Here is a 16,732-nt window from a genome sequence, read left to right as displayed (position 1 = left end):
ATCTCAGGCAGAGTGCGGGCTGGCGTCCGATCCGCCCACCCGAAAAAAAATCGCCCCCCACCGCGCCGGTTTCGAGATGACAGCGCCAACCAAAACCGCCCATACTGAACAAGAACTCTCTCCCCCTCGACAAGGGACAACCCATGCGCACCTCCATGCTGTTGCTACTGTTATCCACCCTCTCACTGCCGCTCTGGGCTGCCAACATTCTGGTGATCAGCAGCTACCATCCCGAATACCTGTGGGACCAAAGCTACAACAAAGGGCCGCTCGATGGTTTGCAGGGTGAGCACAAGATCACTCACTTCTATATGGATACCAAACGCCATCCACGGGAGAAGTTCGACGAAATAGCCCAGCAAGCCATCGCCTTTTATCTCAAGAGCAAACCGGATTTAGTGGTACTGGGGGATGACAACGCCATCAACTATCTGGCCAACGAGATCGCCTCGCTGGGTACCCCGGTGGTCTTTCTCGGCATGAACGAGAATCCCCGCCTCAAGGGCTTTGTCGGCCACCCCAAGATCACCGGCGTGCTGGAGCGCCCCCTGCTCAAGCGCAACATCAGCGAAATAAGCCAGATGATGGGGGGGCTCGACAAGGCGCTGGTGCTGTTTGATTCCAGCAATGTGGCCCTCACTGCCATTGAGGATGAATTCAAGACCCAGACCGAGCTGCGGGTCGGTCAGACCCGGATCAACAGCCAGCTGATGGGGGATTACAGCCTATGGCAGGAGGCAGTGCTCAACGCCAAGAAGAACGGCTATCAGGCGATCTTCCTCGGCCTCTACCACACGCTGGTCGATGACAATGGCAAGCATGTGAGCGAAAAGACGGTGCTGGAGTGGACCAGCGCCAACACGCCGGTGCCGCTCTTCTGTTTCTGGGAGTTTACCGTCGGCAAGGGGATGGCCATCGGCGGGCTGGTGCTGGACGGCCACGATCAGGGGATACAGGCAGCCAGCCTCATCAATACCATTCTGGCGGGCACCCTGCCCCGTACCATCTCCCCGCGAGCGGCCCTGCGCGGCGAATATGTCTTCAGCAAGAGCGAACTGGCCCGCTGGCAGCTCACCGTGCCCGACAAATGGCGCCACAAGATCCTCTGGCGTGAGTGACCGCCGAAACAAAAAAGAGAACCCGGCCATGCCGGGTTCTCTTATATCGGGTGCTGCGGTTAGCAGGTTTGGTGAGAGCTATCAGCCCTGCAACGCATGTTGCAGCTCCTCTTCGGTCCAGATGGTAATGCCGAGCTCCTGCGCCTTGGTCAGCTTGGAACCGGCCGCTTCCCCCGCGACCAGCACATCGGTCTTGGCAGATACCGAACCCGCCACCTTGGCTCCCAGGGCCTGCAGCGCCGCCTTGGCGTCGTTGCGCGACAAGGTGGTCAGCGTACCGGTCAGCACGAAGGTCTTGCCGGCAAAGGGTTGCTCCGCGGCCTCTTTCTTCTCGATGGCCGGCCAGTGGATGCCGGCAGCCAGCAAGGCCTCCAGCACCTCCACGTTGTGGGGCTGACGCAGGAAGTAGTAGACATGCTTGGCCACCACATCGCCCACATCGGCCACTTCGAGCAGTTGCTCCACCGATGCAGCGCGCAGGGCATCCAGCGTGAGGAAGTGGTTGGCAAGGTTGAGCGCAGTCGCCTCCCCCACTTCACGGATCCCCAGGGCAAACAGGAAACGCGGCAGGGTGGTGCTGCGGGCCGCATCGATGGCGGCTACCAGATTGAGGGCCGATTTTTGCCCCATCCGCTCAAGACCTGCCAACTGGATGGCATTGAGGCTGAACAGATCGGCGGGAGTCTTCACCAGCCCCTTGTCTACCAGCTGCTCGACAATCTTGTCGCCAAGGCCGTCCACATCCATGGCGCGACGGGCGGCAAAGTGCTTGATCGCCTCCTTGCGCTGCGCCTCGCAGAACAGGCCACCGGAGCAGCGGGCAACCGCTTCCCCTTCCAGCCGCTCGACCGCAGAGCCACAGACCGGACACTCGGTCGGGAATAGAATTTCGCGCGCATCAAGAGGGCGTTGCGCCTCCACCACGGCGACGATCTGCGGGATCACGTCACCGGCCCGGCGCACGATCACGGTATCGCCAATCATCACGCCAAGGCGCTCGATCTCGTCGGCGTTGTGCAGGGTGGCGTTGGAGACAGTCACGCCGCCGACAAACACCGGTTTGAGCTTGGCGACCGGGGTCACGGCGCCGGTGCGGCCAACCTGAAACTCGACGTTCTCAAGCTCTGTCATCTCCTCCTGCGCCGGGAACTTGTGGGCGGTCGCCCAGCGCGGGGCGCGTGCCACAAAGCCGAGCTCCTCTTGCAAAGCGATAGCATCCACCTTGTAGACCACGCCGTCGATCTCGTAAGGCAGCTCGCCACGACGGGCTAGAATGTCGTCGTGGAACGCCTGACAACCGGCGGCCCCCTCTTTGAGCTTCACCTCGGGACTAAGCGGCAGCCCCCACGCTTTGAGCTGGTTGAGACGACCGAAGTGGGAGTCGCCCAACTGCTCGCCCCCCACCCCCACGCCATAGGCGTAAAAGCTCAGGGGACGGCTGGCGGTGATGCGTGAATCGAGTTGACGCAGGCTGCCGGCGGCGGCGTTGCGCGGGTTGACGAACACCTTCTCGCCCGCGGCCAATGCCTTGGCGTTCATCGCCTCAAAACCTGCCTTGGGCATAAAGACTTCGCCACGCACCTCCAGCCGATCGGGCCAGCCAGTGCCACGCAGCGCGAGCGGAATGGCCTTGATGGTGCGGACGTTCTCAGTGATCTCCTCACCGGTGGCGCCATCACCCCGGGTGGCCGCCTGCACCAGCTGACCATTTATATAGAGCAGGCTCACCGCCAGACCGTCGAGCTTGGGCTCGCAGCAGAAGGTGAAACGCACGTCACGCTTGAGGCGATCGCTCATCCGTTGTTCGAACGCCTGCAACTCTTCGCTGCTAAAGACGTTATCCAGACTGAGCATGGGGATCTCGTGACGCACCTGACTGAACGCCGTCAGCGGCTGGCCGCCGACCCGCACGCTGGGTGACGCCGGTGTTTTCAGCTCGGGATGCTCGGCCTCCAGCGCGATCAGTTCGCGCATCAGGCGATCGTATTCGGCATCCGGCACTGTGGGGTTATCCAGCACATAGTACTGGTGACCATATTCGGTAAGCAGTTCACACAATTGACGGTGGCGGGAGAGGGTGTCGCTCATGAAAAAGTCTCGAAGTGTGATTGAACATACGGCCGGGGTAGAAACAAAAATGCGGTACCAGGGTACCGCACTTTTTCTTCACTCGACCCGCATGGCGTATTAGTCGCGGCTGGCCTCGTAGGCAGCCAGCTCGTGACGGTAACGGGCAATGGTCTCGTCGCTCAGCGGGCTGCGATCCATATCTGTCAGCATGGCATCGAGATCGCTGGCCAGCTGATCGGCAGCCTGCAGCATGTCCTCGAAGGCAAACGCGGCATTGCTGCGCAGCGGCAGTTGCATGAACAGGGAGACACCCGGCGTGGTGAACTGCTCCATCCGATAGGGATTGAAGGTACCCGGCTTGACCATGTTGATCATGGAGAAGAGCACTTCGCCCTTTCCGTTGGGATCTTCGTGACGGTGGAAAATATCCATCTCGCCAAACTTGAAGCCCAGCGCCATCAGGGATGAGAGCAGGGTTGCACCTTGCAAGTCGTGACCCGGACGGCCCATCAGGTTGATGACATAGACATCCTGCCAGATCTTCTCGACCGGCTGGGGCGCCATGCGCGGCTCTTCCACCACAGGAGCAGGTGCCACATAGGCCGGCTCTTCATAAACAGGCTCGGGAGCCACATGGCGGGGCTGCGGCTGATATTCCGGCTCGGGAGCACGCACCGGTTCGGCACGAACGGTGTCGGCGGTACGGACTGTCTCTGCACGGGCACCAAAAGTCGGGGCGGTCGCGTAGGCGGGCTCGACCAGCGGCTCGTCGTCCAGCGACTGCATCATGGGCTCGCGCTGGGGACGGGAACGGTAGACCGGGGTACGACGATTGACCTGAGCAGGTTTGCGCACCGGCGCGGCGGGCGCCTCGTCGATCTCCTCGGGCAGCGGTTCGTCGAACGCTTCCTCCTCTTCATAGACAGGAGGCGGCGGAACCGGGCGGGCAGCAGGCTTGCGCACTACGGGCGGCGGCAGATCGTCCTCGTCATCTTCATCATCAAAGGCGGGGACGGCAGGGCGACGACCGAGTTCCGGCTGGCGGCTCTCTTCACTGCGCAGCTTGGGCTCGGCACGACGGCCACCACTGACCACACGTACCTGGCCGATGCCATCGCTGTCGAAGGCGTCGTTATCACGATCCCGCGACTTGGAGTCCATCCGTCCAATCGGTTTCTCTTTGATCGGTGCCTGACGATTCTTTTTGTTGCTCCACAACCCGTGAATGAGCAATGCCGCAATAGCAATACCGCCCAGGGCAACCAAGATGTAACGCAATTCCTGCATTAGCTGCTTCTCTTTCTAGTTTTGCTCAGCCAAAGCGACGGCTTCACCGATATCGACCGACACAATGCGAGAAACCCCGGGCTCTTGCATCGTGACGCCAACCAGCTGCTCAGCCATCTCCATGGAGACCTTATTATGACTGATGTAAACGAACTGTACTGTGCTCGACATCTCTTTGACAAGAGAACAGAAGCGACCGACGTTCACTTCATCGAGCGGTGCATCCACCTCATCCAGCAGACAAAAAGGTGCTGGGTTGAGTCTGAAGATGGCAAAAACCAGCGCAAGCGCGGTTAACGCCTTCTCCCCCCCGGAAAGCAGGGCAATGGTAGCATTCTTCTTACCCGGAGGTCTCGCCATGATGCTCACTCCGGCCTCCAAAAGATCATCGGAGGTGAGCTCAAGCCAGGCACTGCCCCCACCGAACACTTTTGGAAACAGGGATTTTAAATCTTCGTTGACCTTATCGAAAGTGTCCCGGAACCGTATTTGTGTCTCTTTATCAATTCTTTTAATGGCTTGGCTCAAGGTTTCCAGCGCTTGCTCGAGATCCTGACACTGATTTTCAAGGTAGGTTGCCCGGGTTTTCGCCTCTTCGTACTCCTCCAGCGCCGCCAGGTTGATGGCGCCGAGCGCCTCCACTTGCCCCTCCAGAGTCTGGATCTCCTGCCGCAGCTTGCTGCGATCTGCGGCGATCAACACCGCCTGATCGAGATCTACCAGTCGAACCCCCAGCTCTTCGAACTGCTCGTGCAGCCCTTGCCGGCGGGTGAGGTTGCGCTCGCGCTCAAGGCGCAGGGTCGCCAGCTTCTCCTGCAGCACTACCAGCTGCTTGTGATCGGCACTACGCGCCTGATCCAGCTCGCTCAATTGACGTTCCAGCTCCGCCAGCCGTTGATGGCAAGCGAGTTGCTGTGCCTCCAGATTGCGCTGCTCGGCCAGCAGGGGCGCCAGATCCGGCACCGCTTCACTATCCGGCCCTTTCAGCCCGGCCAGCTCCAGCCCGAGCCTCGCCAGCTCCTCTTCACCCAGGGTAATGAGTTGGCGCAGATTGCCCAACTCCAGTTGCAAACGCTGGCAGGCCGCTTGTTGCTGCTCGCGGCGCACACGGGCCTCGTCGACCGCCCGCTCGCAGCGGGTCAGCTGCTCCTGAGCAATCTGCAACCCTTGTGTCAGCGGCTCCCCCTGCTCCTGCAGCTCGGCAAGGCGCGCCTCATCGAGTTCCAGTTGTTCACGGGCGCTGGCCAGTCGTTCTGCCTCTTCGGCCTGCTCCTGATCTAGCCGGATCAGCTCTTCGCCGAGCTGACCGAGCCGCTGCAACCGCTCCTGCCGCTGACCCTGTTGCAGGCTCCAGGCTTCGCGCAGCTGTTGCCATTTCTGCTCTTGCTCGCGCAAGGTTCGCTGCGACAACTCCTGCGCACTGGCAAGCTGGGCACGCCGGGCATCGGCTGCAACAACTTGCTCGCTCAGCTGTGCCAGCCCCGCGGCAACCCTCTCCTGCTCGGTATGCAACCGCTCACGCTCACCGAGCAGCGCCATGGTGCCGAGCGCCGCACCCTGTCCCAAATCAGCCCAGTTTGGCCCCAGCCAGTCGCCAGCAGGAGTCAGTACCGACTCACCGGCCGCAAGGCTTGGCTGGCGGGCCAATGCGGCCTCCCGGCTCTCCACCAGCCAGATGGCATTGAGGAAGGCAGGAATGTGCTCGCCGCCCAGTTGCGCCGCCAGCGTACCGGCAACCGCCGGTTGCGCCGGGCCAATCCAGAGCCCCTCTTGCATCAGATCGCACTCGTCCGCCGGCGTTGCGGTGAGCCAGCGACCCAGCACCTTGTCGAGTGCCTGTGCCCACTCGGGGGCAACCTGCAGTCGATCCGCCAGGGTCGCCCCCTCCATCTGTTCGCCGAGGATCTGATCCAGGGTCGCCAGCCGCGCCTCCAACTCCCGCTGCAGGCTCAACTGCTGGCCATGCTGCTGCTTGAGTTGTTCATGGGCGTCGACCGCCTGCGCCAGCTGCTCGGTCAGCTCGCCATTGGCCGCCCGCGTCAGCTCCAGCTCACCACTCAGGGCATCGAGGGCCGGTTGCAGGTCATCGGCCTCAGCGCCGAGGGGGCCCGCGCGTTCATCTTCCAGTTTGAGGCGGGCCAGCCGGGTCTTGGCTTGCAGCTCCTGCAGGCCACCCAACCGGGTACGGGTCTGGTTGAGCAGCCCCTGCAACCCGGCCAACTGTTGCTGCCACTGCTGCTGGCGCAAGCGAGCCTGTTCCAGCTGCTCGCTGGCCTGCTGGCGGGCCTCCTGCTGCTCGGTGAGCAACTGCTCACACTGCTCCAGCCGGGCGCTTTCCTGCTCGGCGCGCAATACCCCTTCGGTCAGTTGATCCTGCTGGCTGGCAAGCTGCGCCTTGCGAGTGGCGATCCGCTCGCCCAGCGCCTCTGCACGGGCCTGCCAGTCGCGCCCCAGTTCACTCTGGTGCAGTTGCTGTTGCTCGAGACGGGCGATAGCTTGCCCACCGAGAAAAATCTGTTGCTGACGGCTCGCCTGCTCGGCTTGCGCCTCTTGTCTGGCGACCGACAGGGTGACGTGGCGCCCCTCATCGGCTGTGCGCTTGGCATCGAGCGCCGCCAGCGCCTGCTCGGCCTGCGCCAGTTCGGTTTTAGCCTCGCCAAGGCGCGTCTCCAGCGCCCACAACTCGGAGCCAATCAGCTCGGCGCGAGCGGCGCGCGAACGACCCTTGAGCTGTTTGTAGCGCTCGGCCGTTTCGGCCTGGGCTTTGAGGTGGTCAAGGCGCGAACCCAGCTCGCCGCGAATATCGCCGAGGCGCTCCAGGTTCTCCTGTGTGTGGCGAATGCGCTGCTCGGTCTCGCGGCGCCGCTCCTTGTAACGAGAAACCCCGGCGGCCTCTTCCATAAAGAGCTTGAGATCGGCCGGACGTGACTCCACCAGTCGGCTGACAGTGCCCTGCTCGATGATGGCGTAACTGCGGGGGCCAAGACCGGTGCCGAGGAAGAGGTCGGTCACATCCTTGCGGCGGCACTTCTGGCCGTTAATCTGGTAGTGGTTGGAGCCATCGCGCAGCACTTCGCGGCGCACCGAGATCTCGGTAAAGCGGCCGAACTCGCCGGGCACCCGGTTGTGGGGATTGTCGAACACCAGCTCGACCGAGGCGCGCCCGTGCGCACTGCGATTGATGGAGCCGTTGAAGATGACATCGGTCATGTTCTCGCCGCGCAGATGGCGGGCGGAGCTCTCCCCCAGCACCCAGCGCACCGCGTCGATGACGTTGGATTTGCCACAGCCGTTGGGGCCCACCACGGCGGTCATGTCTGCCGACAGTTCGATGCGGGTCGGCTCGACGAACGACTTGAAGCCGGCGAGTTTGATCAGTTTCAGACGCATGGCGACCTGTATCAGTGGCTAAATAAAGAGGAGGCGGGCAGGTGACTTTACCAAATCCAGACCCGGCTTTGTTTGTAATATGCAGGCATCATCCCCATTCATGCCCGATTTTTGGTCGCCACGGCACGAAATAAGGAATAGTCGGCGACTTTACCAAATCAAAGGCTTGTTTGTAATATGCTGGCAGTTCTCCCATGCATAGATGGAGCTCACATGAGCCAATCACCCCATATGGTCAAAGATTCAATCAGCGGTGCAGACTACTTTCTGCGCGGTTTTTCCCTCATTCGCCAACCGGGCATCCGCACCTTTGTGCTGATCCCCCTGCTGGTCAACTTCGTGCTGTTTGCCGGGGCCTTCTATGCCCTGTTGCTGCAACTGGACGGCCTGTTCGCATGGCTCCATCAGCAGATCCCCGCCTGGCTCGACTGGCTGGACTACCTGCTGTGGCCCATCGCCCTCATCACCATCCTGGTGGTCTTCTCCTTTATCTTCAGCTCGGTTGCCAACTGGGTAGCCGCTCCCTTCAACGGCCTGCTGGCGGAGAAGGTGGAGCAGATCCTCACCGGTCAGCCCGCCAATGACAGCGGCATGCTGGATATCGTCAAGGATGTGCCACGCACCTTCGGCCGCGAATGGACCAAGCTGAAGTATTACCTGCCCAAGGCCATCGGCTGCCTGATCCTGTTCCTGATCCCGGTGGTGGGCCAGACCCTGGCGCCGGTGCTCTGGTTCCTGTTCAGTGCCTGGATGATGGCGATCCAGTATGTGGATTATCCCTTCGACAACCACAAGATCGACTTCATCACCATGCGCGATGCCTTGAAGCAACGCCGCGGCAAATGCCTCAGCTTCGGCGCTTTGGTGACCCTCTTCTCCGCCATTCCGGTGGTGAACCTCTTTGTGATGCCAGTCGCCATCTGTGGCGCCACCGCCATGTGGGTCGATCACTACCGGCAAGAGCAGTTGGGGCGCTAACCCTTGAACATTGATTAGAAAAAGGCACCCGAAACGGTGCCTTTTTCGCATTTATCATGAATTAAATTAATGCATGCATACGATAGCTTGTCCCATATGACACGAGTTGGTAGGATTCTGGCCTTTCTCGTTCCCTGGGATATCTCATGTTACATGCACTCTTCTTGGTGGGCCTGGTGGCCGAAGGGATGACCGGCGCGCTGGCCGCGGGTCGGCGACGGATGGATCTGTTTGGTGTGGTGATCATCGCCTCGGCGACGGCCATCGGTGGTGGCACCATTCGCGATGTGCTGCTGGGCCACTATCCGCTGCTCTGGATTGAACATCCGGAATACGTGCTGCTGGTTGCCGCAGCCGCGATGGCGGGTGTGGTCTCCGCCCCCCTGATGCGCTACCTCGGCAAGCTGTTCATGGCCCTCGATGCCCTGGGACTGGTGGTCTTCTCCATCTTCGGTGCGGCCCGAGCGCTGGATATGGGCCACGGCGCCGGTATTGCCTGCATCATGGCGGTAGTGACCGGGGTCTTTGGCGGGGTGCTGCGGGATCTGCTCTGCCAGCGGATTCCACTGGTATTTCGTCGCGAGCTCTATGCAGCCATTTCGCTGATCACCGCAGCCCTCTACTGTCTGGCGCTGGATCAGGGCTTGCCGACCAACTGGGCCGCGTTCGGTTCCATCGGAATCGGCTTTGTGCTGCGGCTGCTGGCGGTACGCTTCAAGTGGGGTCTGCCCACCTTCAACTACCAGTACGCGACCCACTGAGTACGCCAGCTTCTGGCGAAGCGGATTGGATTACGAGCAACAAAAAAGCGCCCGAGTGGCGCTTTTTTCATGGACGCTCTGCGACTCAGTTAATCCCTTCCGAGCTGAAGAAGGTCGCCTTGTCGGCGATAAAGCGGATCTTGATGTTCTTCCCTTCCCCGCCCCAGAGGCAGCTGGTGGTGCCCAGCGCATCATCACAGCGCTCCGCCTTGCCCAGAATGGTGCTGGCCTCAGCGTAGCTCATCCCCATCTTCAACTGGTCGTAATTTTCACGGTTGAGCTTGCTGCAACCGGTCAACAACAGGGCGATCAGGCCGCCAATCACTATCTTTTTCATCGCTATCTCCTCTCTGGTGGGAAGAGCTTGACAGCTTGCCATCCCCTTTACCAGCTGCGCACCGGGCCGGTATCGAGGTGAACGAAGTTATCACGGGGATAGTAACCAACCCCACCCACCTTGAGCTGGAGCGCCGCCTTGCGCAGATGGGCCAGCTGTACGCCGGGGATCCGCACATCCACCGCCTGCCCCAGGGTGTGGTAGCTGTGCTTGGCCACGCCGCGGCTCTTGTGGCGCTTCTGACGATTGGTTGCCGGGGCGCGATAGCCGGAGATCAGCTGAATTTCACTGCGCCGACCCAGCTTGTGCTGCAACAGAAACAGTTGATCAAAAAGCTTCTTGTCGATGTTGAACACTTCATTGCGCCGGTAATCGCGGAAAATGTGGTTGAGCTCGGCCAACCCGTCGCTCAGATAGTGGCCATTCTCCCAATAGCTGGCGCGCACCCGCTCGCCGGTATTGAGATTGAAGAAACTGAGTTCACGCCCGGTGGTACTGCGGCTGGCCAGTGCAGGGAAGGTGATCAGCGAGCTGCCCAGCAGGCAACCGGCTCCCAACAACAGGCGACGTCGACTTATCTCTTGTTCCAGCATAAGGGGTTCGTCCATCGCAGATTCAAGCGAAAAATAGTTGAATAAGATCACTGATTGAATGTGATACAGGCGCTTGAAACTACCCTCCGGCGGGGGGCCCTGTCAAACCTCAATCGCCCATAGAAAAGCCCGGCACAGGCCGGGCTTTTCACTCTGTGGCAGGGATCACAGCAGGCGGCTCTGGAAGCTGACCCGATCAAATCCGTAGATATCGTTGCGCAGTTGCTGGCGACCATTTTCGTCGATCCAGCTGCTCCAGTAGACGGTAAAGACCGGGATCGGCGTGGTGAGCGGCAACCATTTGGTCTGGCTCTCCTTGAGGATATTGGCCACCTTGTCCGGCTGATAGCGGGAGTCCGCCAGCAACAGCTCGGCCAGATCGTCCGCATGTTCCACCCGGATGCAGCCCGAGCTGAAGGCGCGCGCCCCCTGTTCGAACAGCGCCTTGCGCGGGGTGGAGTGCAGATAGATGGCGTCATTGTTGGGCAGGTAGAACTTGTAGCGCCCCAGGGCATTGTGATCCCCCGGCTTTTGCCGCAGGCGATAGGGGAAACCGGCGGCCAGCGCCTGATGCCACCCCTCTTCGGTGAACTGGACCGGATTGCCCTCGCTGTCGATCACCTCGAACTGCTCGCGACTCAGATAGGCGGGATCCCGACCCAGCTTGGGCAGGATGTCCTTGCTCAGGATGGAGCGCGGCACATGCCAGGAGGGATTGAGCACGATGGAGCGAATTTCGCTGGCCAGAATGGGAGTGGCGCGCTGCTCCTTGCCGACGATGACCCGGCTGGTAAACACCTCGTTGCCGGACTCCACCACGCTCAGACGGTAGTCGGGAATATTGACCAGCACGTAGCGGCCACCGGCGAGCTGATCCACCAGATCGCGACGCCACAGGTTACGCAGCAGCAGGCTGGCGCGCACTTGTGGGCCGGTATTGAGCCAGGAGCGGGTCTGACGGCCGATGATGCCGTCCGCGGTGAGACCGTGACGACGCTGGAACTGCTTGATGGCTTGCTCGGTATCACCATCGTAAATCTGATCACCATGGCTCGGGGCGCTGTCGCCCAGCTCGTTGAGCATGGCGCGGATCTGGCCAAGCTCGGCGGAGCTCTCTCCGGCACGCAGGGTCGGCATATCGAGGGTCGGCCACTTGCTGGCCATCGGCATTGCCAGAAGTTTGTGCACTTTGGCCCGCACCGCCTCGTATTCTGCCACCTGGGGGCGCAGGGATTTCACCTGAGTGAGCAGGTCATCATCGCTGGGTTGGGTCACTACAGGGCGGTTCAAATCGAGCTTGAGGGTCTTCATCTGCTCGCGCGAGACCAGATCCATCCCCCGCCAGGCGTGCTGGAAACGACTCAGCTTGGCAAAAATGTCGTCATAGATGGCACCACGCTTGTCTGCAGGGGTGGCCTGCAGGCGCTTCCACAGCGTGAAAAAATCGGGATGCAGCTGGGCAAGCACAGCCTCTTGCAACTGCTGCTCCAGCTCGACACGGGCCTGTTCGGCCTGACTGCCCTGATACCAGTCGTGTCCGGTTTCACTGGCCGCCACCACAACTTGTGCTTCGGTCGCATGTACCGCGCCAGCGGGCAAACATCCCAGCCACACCAGATTGGCAAGGGCCAGCCAATACTTCATCCCCATGGGTACCTCAAAACGGTTTGTTCACTCTGTCAGGCCTGACAAGCAGACCCGATGCTCAGGCCGCTCATGATGCGTGAACGGCCAATACTTTGCTAGCGCCCGGGGGCATAACGCTGCCAGATAATGTCATACGCATCTGTCTCCTTGAACCGCGCCAACGCCTGATTAAATTGTTGCAAGAACTGCGGCGAAACGCTGCGTTTGCCCAACATAAAGAAGCTCGGCGATTCAGATACCACCATGGGGTGACTGGTGAACAGACCGCTCATCCCCTCCTTGTTAAGAGCGCTGGGGGTAGCCAGCATGTCACCAAGGAAACCGTCGATCCGCCCGCGGGCCAGCTTCTCAAAATTTTGCTGGTCGCTCACCGCACTCACCTGTTTGGCATAGCGAGCGAGCAGCGACATCACTTCATCACCATAGAAGTACTCTTTGGTGACACCGAGGGAGTAACCACTGGCCAGCCAGCTCGCCAGATCCTGCTCGGGATAGTGGCTGCCCTTGCGGATCCACAGCAAGGTCCGCCCCGGGTTGTAGGAGTCGGAAAACCAGGCATAACGAGCGCGCTCATCATTGATATTCGCCTCCATCGCCATGTCTATCTCGCCATGCTCCATCTCGTGCAGTATCCGCTTCCAGGGCAGCTCCACATAGTTGACCTTGCAGTGCATGGAAGTGAGCACAGCCGTCAGCACCTCTGCGGCATAACCGCGCACCTCTTGCGGTGAATCGGCTTCGTAATAATGGTAGGGGGGCCAGTTATCGTAACCGATCTGAATGGGCTCGGGACACAGGGCCCTGGCCAATGTCATTGGCGCCCATAATCCAAGCAACAGACAGCAAGAGAGCCACTTCATATATCATCCTTGACGAATAGGTGAGTCATCATAAATCGCTCCCTGCAAAATGGCGATAGAGGCCAGATGACTATCGCATCCGCTAGAAAATGACGCAGCAAAGCACGTCTATTTGCCAAATACCCCGCCGGAGCACCACTGGCAACCGGCGCCCCGCCAGACCTGTTTAACCGGGAAACAGCAACGTTTGGAACAGGGGTAAAAAGGGGTTAATATGTGACCAAATATTTTTTTGTGATCCACTATGCTTTTTTTGCAATTGGATTAGCATATGCGCGACATCGGCCTACCCATTCTGTCAGGCATAGAGAGTGATATGACGTACAAAAAGTTCGGTTTTTTGACTGCCATTCTGGCGTTAAGCGGTTTTTATCTTTACACCCTCTATCTGGCTGCTCACCCCAACGTGAGCCTGGCCTACAAACTCTATTATCTGGAAGGCAAGACCCGCTTCTGGGAACACAACTCCAGCATGACCTATCAGCCGGGTAACGAGCTCAATCTGACCAAGCCAAGCCGCTTCCTCTCCAGCGAAGGCTGGGCCAAGAAGCCGAGCGACGAAGGTACCCTGCTCAGCGGTCAGGGCGGTCTCTACTTTGTGCTGCCCAAGCAGGCGGCCAATCCGGATCAACTTACCGTACAGGCCCGCATCAATAGCCCGGAAGCCGGTGCCCTGTTGAAAGTGGCGCTGGGTCACGACTTCACCACCACGGTGAAACTGGCCAAAGCGGGCATCAACGAAATCCGCCTCAGTCTGCCCGGTGACTCGCTCACGGCAGATCCCAAGCGCCCCAATTTTCTGGCGCTCTCGGCACCTACTCCCATCAATGTGCAGTCGGTACGTTTGACCGTAGCCCAGTGATCCTTGCCCCGAATACCATTTTATAAAAACAACTATCCCAAATAAGGACGTTCTTATGTCGCATCCAGATTTTCGACTCTCTCTGGTCGTTCCCGTTTACAACGAGGAAGAGAGCATCGATGCCTTCATCAACGCGATAGACAACGAACTGGCCCCGCTGAAAGACCAGCTTGAAATTGTATTCGTCAACGATGGCAGCCGTGACCGCACCCGTGAAGTGGTCGAGCAGGCCATCGCCCGTGACCCGCGCGTGACCCTGGTCAACCTGGCTCGCAACTTCGGTAAAGAAGCGGCCCTGACCGCCGGTCTGCATCAGGCCAAAGGGGATGCCATCGTGCCGATGGACGTGGATCTGCAAGACCCGCCCGCCCTGATCCTGGAGTTCGTCAAACTGTGGCAGACCGGTGACTATGACACCGTCTACGGCATCCGCGTCGATCGCAGTGCCGATACCCCGATGAAGCGCCTGACTGCCGGTGGCTTCTACCGCTTCTTCAACGCCCTCTCCACCAGCACCAAGCTGCCGGAGAACGCAGGTGACTTCCGCCTGATCGACCGTCGCGTGGTCGAGGCGATCAAGCTGCTGCCAGAGCGCAACCGTTTCATGAAGGGTCTGTTTGCCTGGGCCGGTTTCCGTGCCGTTGGCGTCCCCTACGAGCGCCCGGCCCGTCACGCCGGTGAAACCAAATTCAACTACTGGAAACTGTGGAACTTCGCCCTCGACGGTCTGCTCAGCTTCTCCAGCTGGCCGCTGCGTGTCTGGAGCTATGTGGGTGTCGGCGTCTCCTTCGTCGCCTTCCTCTACATCCTCAAGATCGTGACCCAGGTGGTTTTCTTCGGCATCGACGTGCCCGGTTACGCCTCCCTGATGTCCGTTGTGCTGTTCCTCGGCGGTATCCAGCTGCTGTCGCTCGGCATCATCGGCGAGTACATCGGCCGCATGTTCGTGGAAGTGAAACAGCGCCCGGTCTACCTCATTGAAGGGGTCTATGGCCAGTATGCCAAGCAGGATGCGGGCAAACCGCAGAGCGCTGACAGCAACCCGCAAGAGCAGCAGGAGCAAGCGCCTCAATGATCTCCCGCGAGGAATTCTGGCGGCTGGTACGTTTCGGTTTTGTCGGCGGGGGGGCTACCCTCGTCGACCTTGGCACCTCCATCGCACTGTTTCATACCTGGCCCACCATCTCGGAGCATCTGGTTACCACGCTGGCTTTTGCCATCGCGTTCTGGTTCTCCTTCTTTGGTCACCGCTACATCACCTTCCAGAAGCAGGGAGCCGCCAGCAAGTTTCTGCTGGTCGCCCTCTTCTCGCTGGCGGTGCGTAACCTGATCCTGAGCGGCCTGCTGTTTGCGGGGCTCTCCGGTCTGCTGCCGGTGGTCATCGCCACCCTGACCGTTACCGTCCTCACTTACGTTCTCTCTCGCGTCTGGGTTTTTGCCTGATGAATGATATGACCAATACTGCCCCGCTAACCGGGGCTGCACTCCCCTATCGCCCGTCACTGCGCATCAGCGGTCGTGACTGGCTGATGATCATCGCTGCCTTCATGCTGAGCCGGGTGGCGCTGTATGGCATGGGCTACTTCGGTGTCCAGCTCTATGGCTCCCCCGACATCGGCCCGCTGCAGGCCTATTGCCAGTTCGACTGCGTCTGGTTCCAGCGCATCATCGAGAACGGCTACGATCTCTACCCTCGTTGGCTGAGCAAGGGCAATGCGGCAAACTGGGCCTTTATGCCGCTCTATCCGATGGTCTCCGGTGCCATCTCCAACCTGTTCAATGTCGAGAGCCTGATCGGCCTCATCATTGTTACCAACCTCTCCTTCTTCGCCAGCCTGCCGCTGATGCTGCTGGTGTTGCGGCAGCTCAAGCTGGGTGACGATACCGCCCGCTTCGGCGTCTGGCTGCTCGCCTTCTCCCCCTTTTCCGCCTACTTCGTCTCCGGTTATACCGAGTCGACCTTTATGGCGCTGATGCTGGGGATGTTCCTGTTCGCCTATCGGGAGCAGTGGCTGATGGTGGCCGTGCTAGGGGTCGGTATCTCCGCCACCCGCAACCTGGGGGTGATGATGGTCTTCCCGGTGCTGATCCTGGTGCTGCAGGCCTACGGCTGGCGGGAATTTTTCCGCTTTACCGAGCGAGCCTTCAAGGTTGTCTTCACCCTCTGGATGATCCCGTTTGGCCTGTTTGCCTACATGGTCTACCTCTATCACCTGACCGGCGATGCCTTCGCCTTCAAGCACATTCAGGTGGCCTGGGGTCGCTACATGGACAGCCCGCTGGACTGGTGGCTGAGCGGTTTCGAGCTGGGCGGCCGCAAGGCTTACCTCTCCATCATGGTGATCTTCGGCTGGTGCCTGAACGGTTACCTGTTCAGTCAGAAGCGCTGGGCGGAAGCGACCCTGATGTTCATCTGCTGCACCATCCCGCTGATGACCGGCCTCAACGCCATGCCACGCTACATGTTCGGGCTCTACCCGACCCTGCTGGCCATCATTCTGCTGACCCATCGCTGGCCAGCCATCCGCCCTGCTGTGCTCTGCATCAGCGGCATGGTTGCCTCCTTCATCGCGGTGGCCTTCGTCAACTTCAAGTTCTTCACCGTCTGATGTGACGACGATGCCTGACACCCCGAATGCCGGTCACCTGACCGGCATTTTTTATGGCCGCTATTTTTATCGACAGAGCGTCCCATCTCCTCTCCGTCACACTTTCCTCGGCTTGAAAACGTAACCATTTGAACTGAAGTCACAAATCGGCATTTTGCCGATCCAAGGCGCGCTTTGCTGCTCCTAGAATGGGCCCTTGTCCGAACTGCCCTGCTCAAGG

At 60.1% G+C, this 16,732-nt stretch carries 14 protein-coding genes; 7 read left to right on the top strand and 7 right to left on the bottom strand.

Features of this window, described 5'->3' with window-relative positions; translation table 11 throughout:
* Nucleotides 1-143: 143 nt before the first annotated feature.
* A complete protein-coding gene (locus OKC42_RS05785) occupies nt 144-1,118 on the top strand; it encodes an ABC transporter substrate-binding protein (RefSeq protein ID WP_151286703.1) in 975 nt (324 codons plus the stop codon).
* Nucleotides 1,119-1,199: 81 nt separating this feature from the next.
* On the opposite strand, the gene ligA is transcribed toward OKC42_RS05785, so the two are convergent.
* The 3 genes from ligA to OKC42_RS05770 form a co-directional block, all read right to left on the bottom strand.
* Nucleotides 1,200-3,206, bottom strand: a complete 2,007-nt coding sequence (gene ligA, locus OKC42_RS05780) for an NAD-dependent DNA ligase LigA (RefSeq protein WP_270819208.1) — start codon at nt 3,204-3,206, stop codon at nt 1,200-1,202.
* Nucleotides 3,207-3,305: 99 nt separating this feature from the next.
* Nucleotides 3,306-4,475 carry a cell division protein ZipA gene (gene zipA / locus OKC42_RS05775; protein WP_040066671.1) on the bottom strand — a complete coding sequence of 390 codons (1,170 nt, stop codon included), beginning with the start codon at nt 4,473-4,475 and terminating at the stop codon, nt 3,306-3,308.
* Between the two features lie 15 nt (nt 4,476-4,490).
* Nucleotides 4,491-7,865, bottom strand: coding sequence for an AAA family ATPase (locus OKC42_RS05770; RefSeq protein WP_270819207.1), 3,375 nt, complete (start codon nt 7,863-7,865; stop codon nt 4,491-4,493).
* A 213-nt stretch (nt 7,866-8,078) separates the two neighbouring features.
* Between OKC42_RS05770 and cysZ the strand changes: the two genes are divergently transcribed.
* Both cysZ and OKC42_RS05760 read left to right on the top strand, forming a co-directional pair.
* Entirely contained in the window at nt 8,079-8,843 is a 765-nt protein-coding gene (gene cysZ, locus OKC42_RS05765; RefSeq protein WP_005338455.1) for a sulfate transporter CysZ, read from the top strand.
* A 146-nt stretch (nt 8,844-8,989) separates the two neighbouring features.
* The gene (locus tag OKC42_RS05760) at nt 8,990-9,604 is read left to right on the top strand and encodes a trimeric intracellular cation channel family protein (protein ID WP_005338456.1); all 615 of its coding nucleotides are present in this window, start codon (nt 8,990-8,992) and stop codon (nt 9,602-9,604) included.
* An 85-nt stretch (nt 9,605-9,689) separates the two neighbouring features.
* Here OKC42_RS05760 and OKC42_RS05755 read toward each other — a convergent pair whose 3' ends face one another.
* From OKC42_RS05755 to OKC42_RS05740, 4 genes are all read right to left on the bottom strand, one after another.
* Nucleotides 9,690-9,941 (bottom strand): lipoprotein, encoded by a 252-nt coding sequence (locus OKC42_RS05755; RefSeq protein WP_005338457.1) that lies wholly within the window; start codon nt 9,939-9,941, stop codon nt 9,690-9,692.
* Nucleotides 9,942-9,988: 47 nt separating this feature from the next.
* Entirely contained in the window at nt 9,989-10,534 is a 546-nt protein-coding gene (locus OKC42_RS05750; RefSeq protein ID WP_139493770.1) for a DUF882 domain-containing protein, read from the bottom strand.
* A 165-nt stretch (nt 10,535-10,699) separates the two neighbouring features.
* Nucleotides 10,700-12,184 carry a L,D-transpeptidase family protein gene (locus OKC42_RS05745; RefSeq protein WP_040066667.1) on the bottom strand — a complete coding sequence of 495 codons (1,485 nt, stop codon included), beginning with the start codon at nt 12,182-12,184 and terminating at the stop codon, nt 10,700-10,702.
* A gap of 92 nt (nt 12,185-12,276) precedes the next feature.
* Nucleotides 12,277-13,041 carry a substrate-binding periplasmic protein gene (locus tag OKC42_RS05740; RefSeq protein WP_100654294.1) on the bottom strand — a complete coding sequence of 255 codons (765 nt, stop codon included), beginning with the start codon at nt 13,039-13,041 and terminating at the stop codon, nt 12,277-12,279.
* A gap of 316 nt (nt 13,042-13,357) precedes the next feature.
* On the opposite strand from OKC42_RS05740, the gene OKC42_RS05735 reads away from it, so the two are divergent.
* From OKC42_RS05735 to OKC42_RS05720, 4 genes are read left to right on the top strand one after another with little or no spacing between them, the layout of a single operon-like run.
* A complete protein-coding gene (locus OKC42_RS05735; RefSeq protein WP_041202288.1) occupies nt 13,358-13,903 on the top strand; it encodes a hypothetical protein in 546 nt (181 codons plus the stop codon).
* A gap of 55 nt (nt 13,904-13,958) precedes the next feature.
* Nucleotides 13,959-14,978 carry a glycosyltransferase family 2 protein gene (locus OKC42_RS05730; RefSeq protein WP_040066661.1) on the top strand — a complete coding sequence of 340 codons (1,020 nt, stop codon included), beginning with the start codon at nt 13,959-13,961 and terminating at the stop codon, nt 14,976-14,978.
* Complete coding sequence (locus tag OKC42_RS05725) at nt 14,975-15,346, top strand: GtrA family protein (protein WP_005338463.1); 372 nt, start codon at nt 14,975-14,977, stop codon at nt 15,344-15,346. The genes OKC42_RS05730 and OKC42_RS05725 overlap by 4 nt, the downstream gene beginning before the upstream one ends.
* Nucleotides 15,346-16,512, top strand: coding sequence for a hypothetical protein (locus OKC42_RS05720; protein WP_270819206.1), 1,167 nt, complete (start codon nt 15,346-15,348; stop codon nt 16,510-16,512). The genes OKC42_RS05725 and OKC42_RS05720 overlap by 1 nt, the downstream gene beginning before the upstream one ends.
* The last annotated feature ends 220 nt before the right edge of the window (nt 16,513-16,732 follow it).

This window comes from Aeromonas sp. Y311-2, from assembly GCF_027706025.1.
GTDB classification, from domain to species: domain Bacteria; phylum Pseudomonadota; class Gammaproteobacteria; order Enterobacterales; family Aeromonadaceae; genus Aeromonas; species Aeromonas veronii.
The sequence above is the reverse complement of the archived record's forward strand: the minus strand, read 5'-3'. Positions and strand labels throughout refer to the sequence as shown.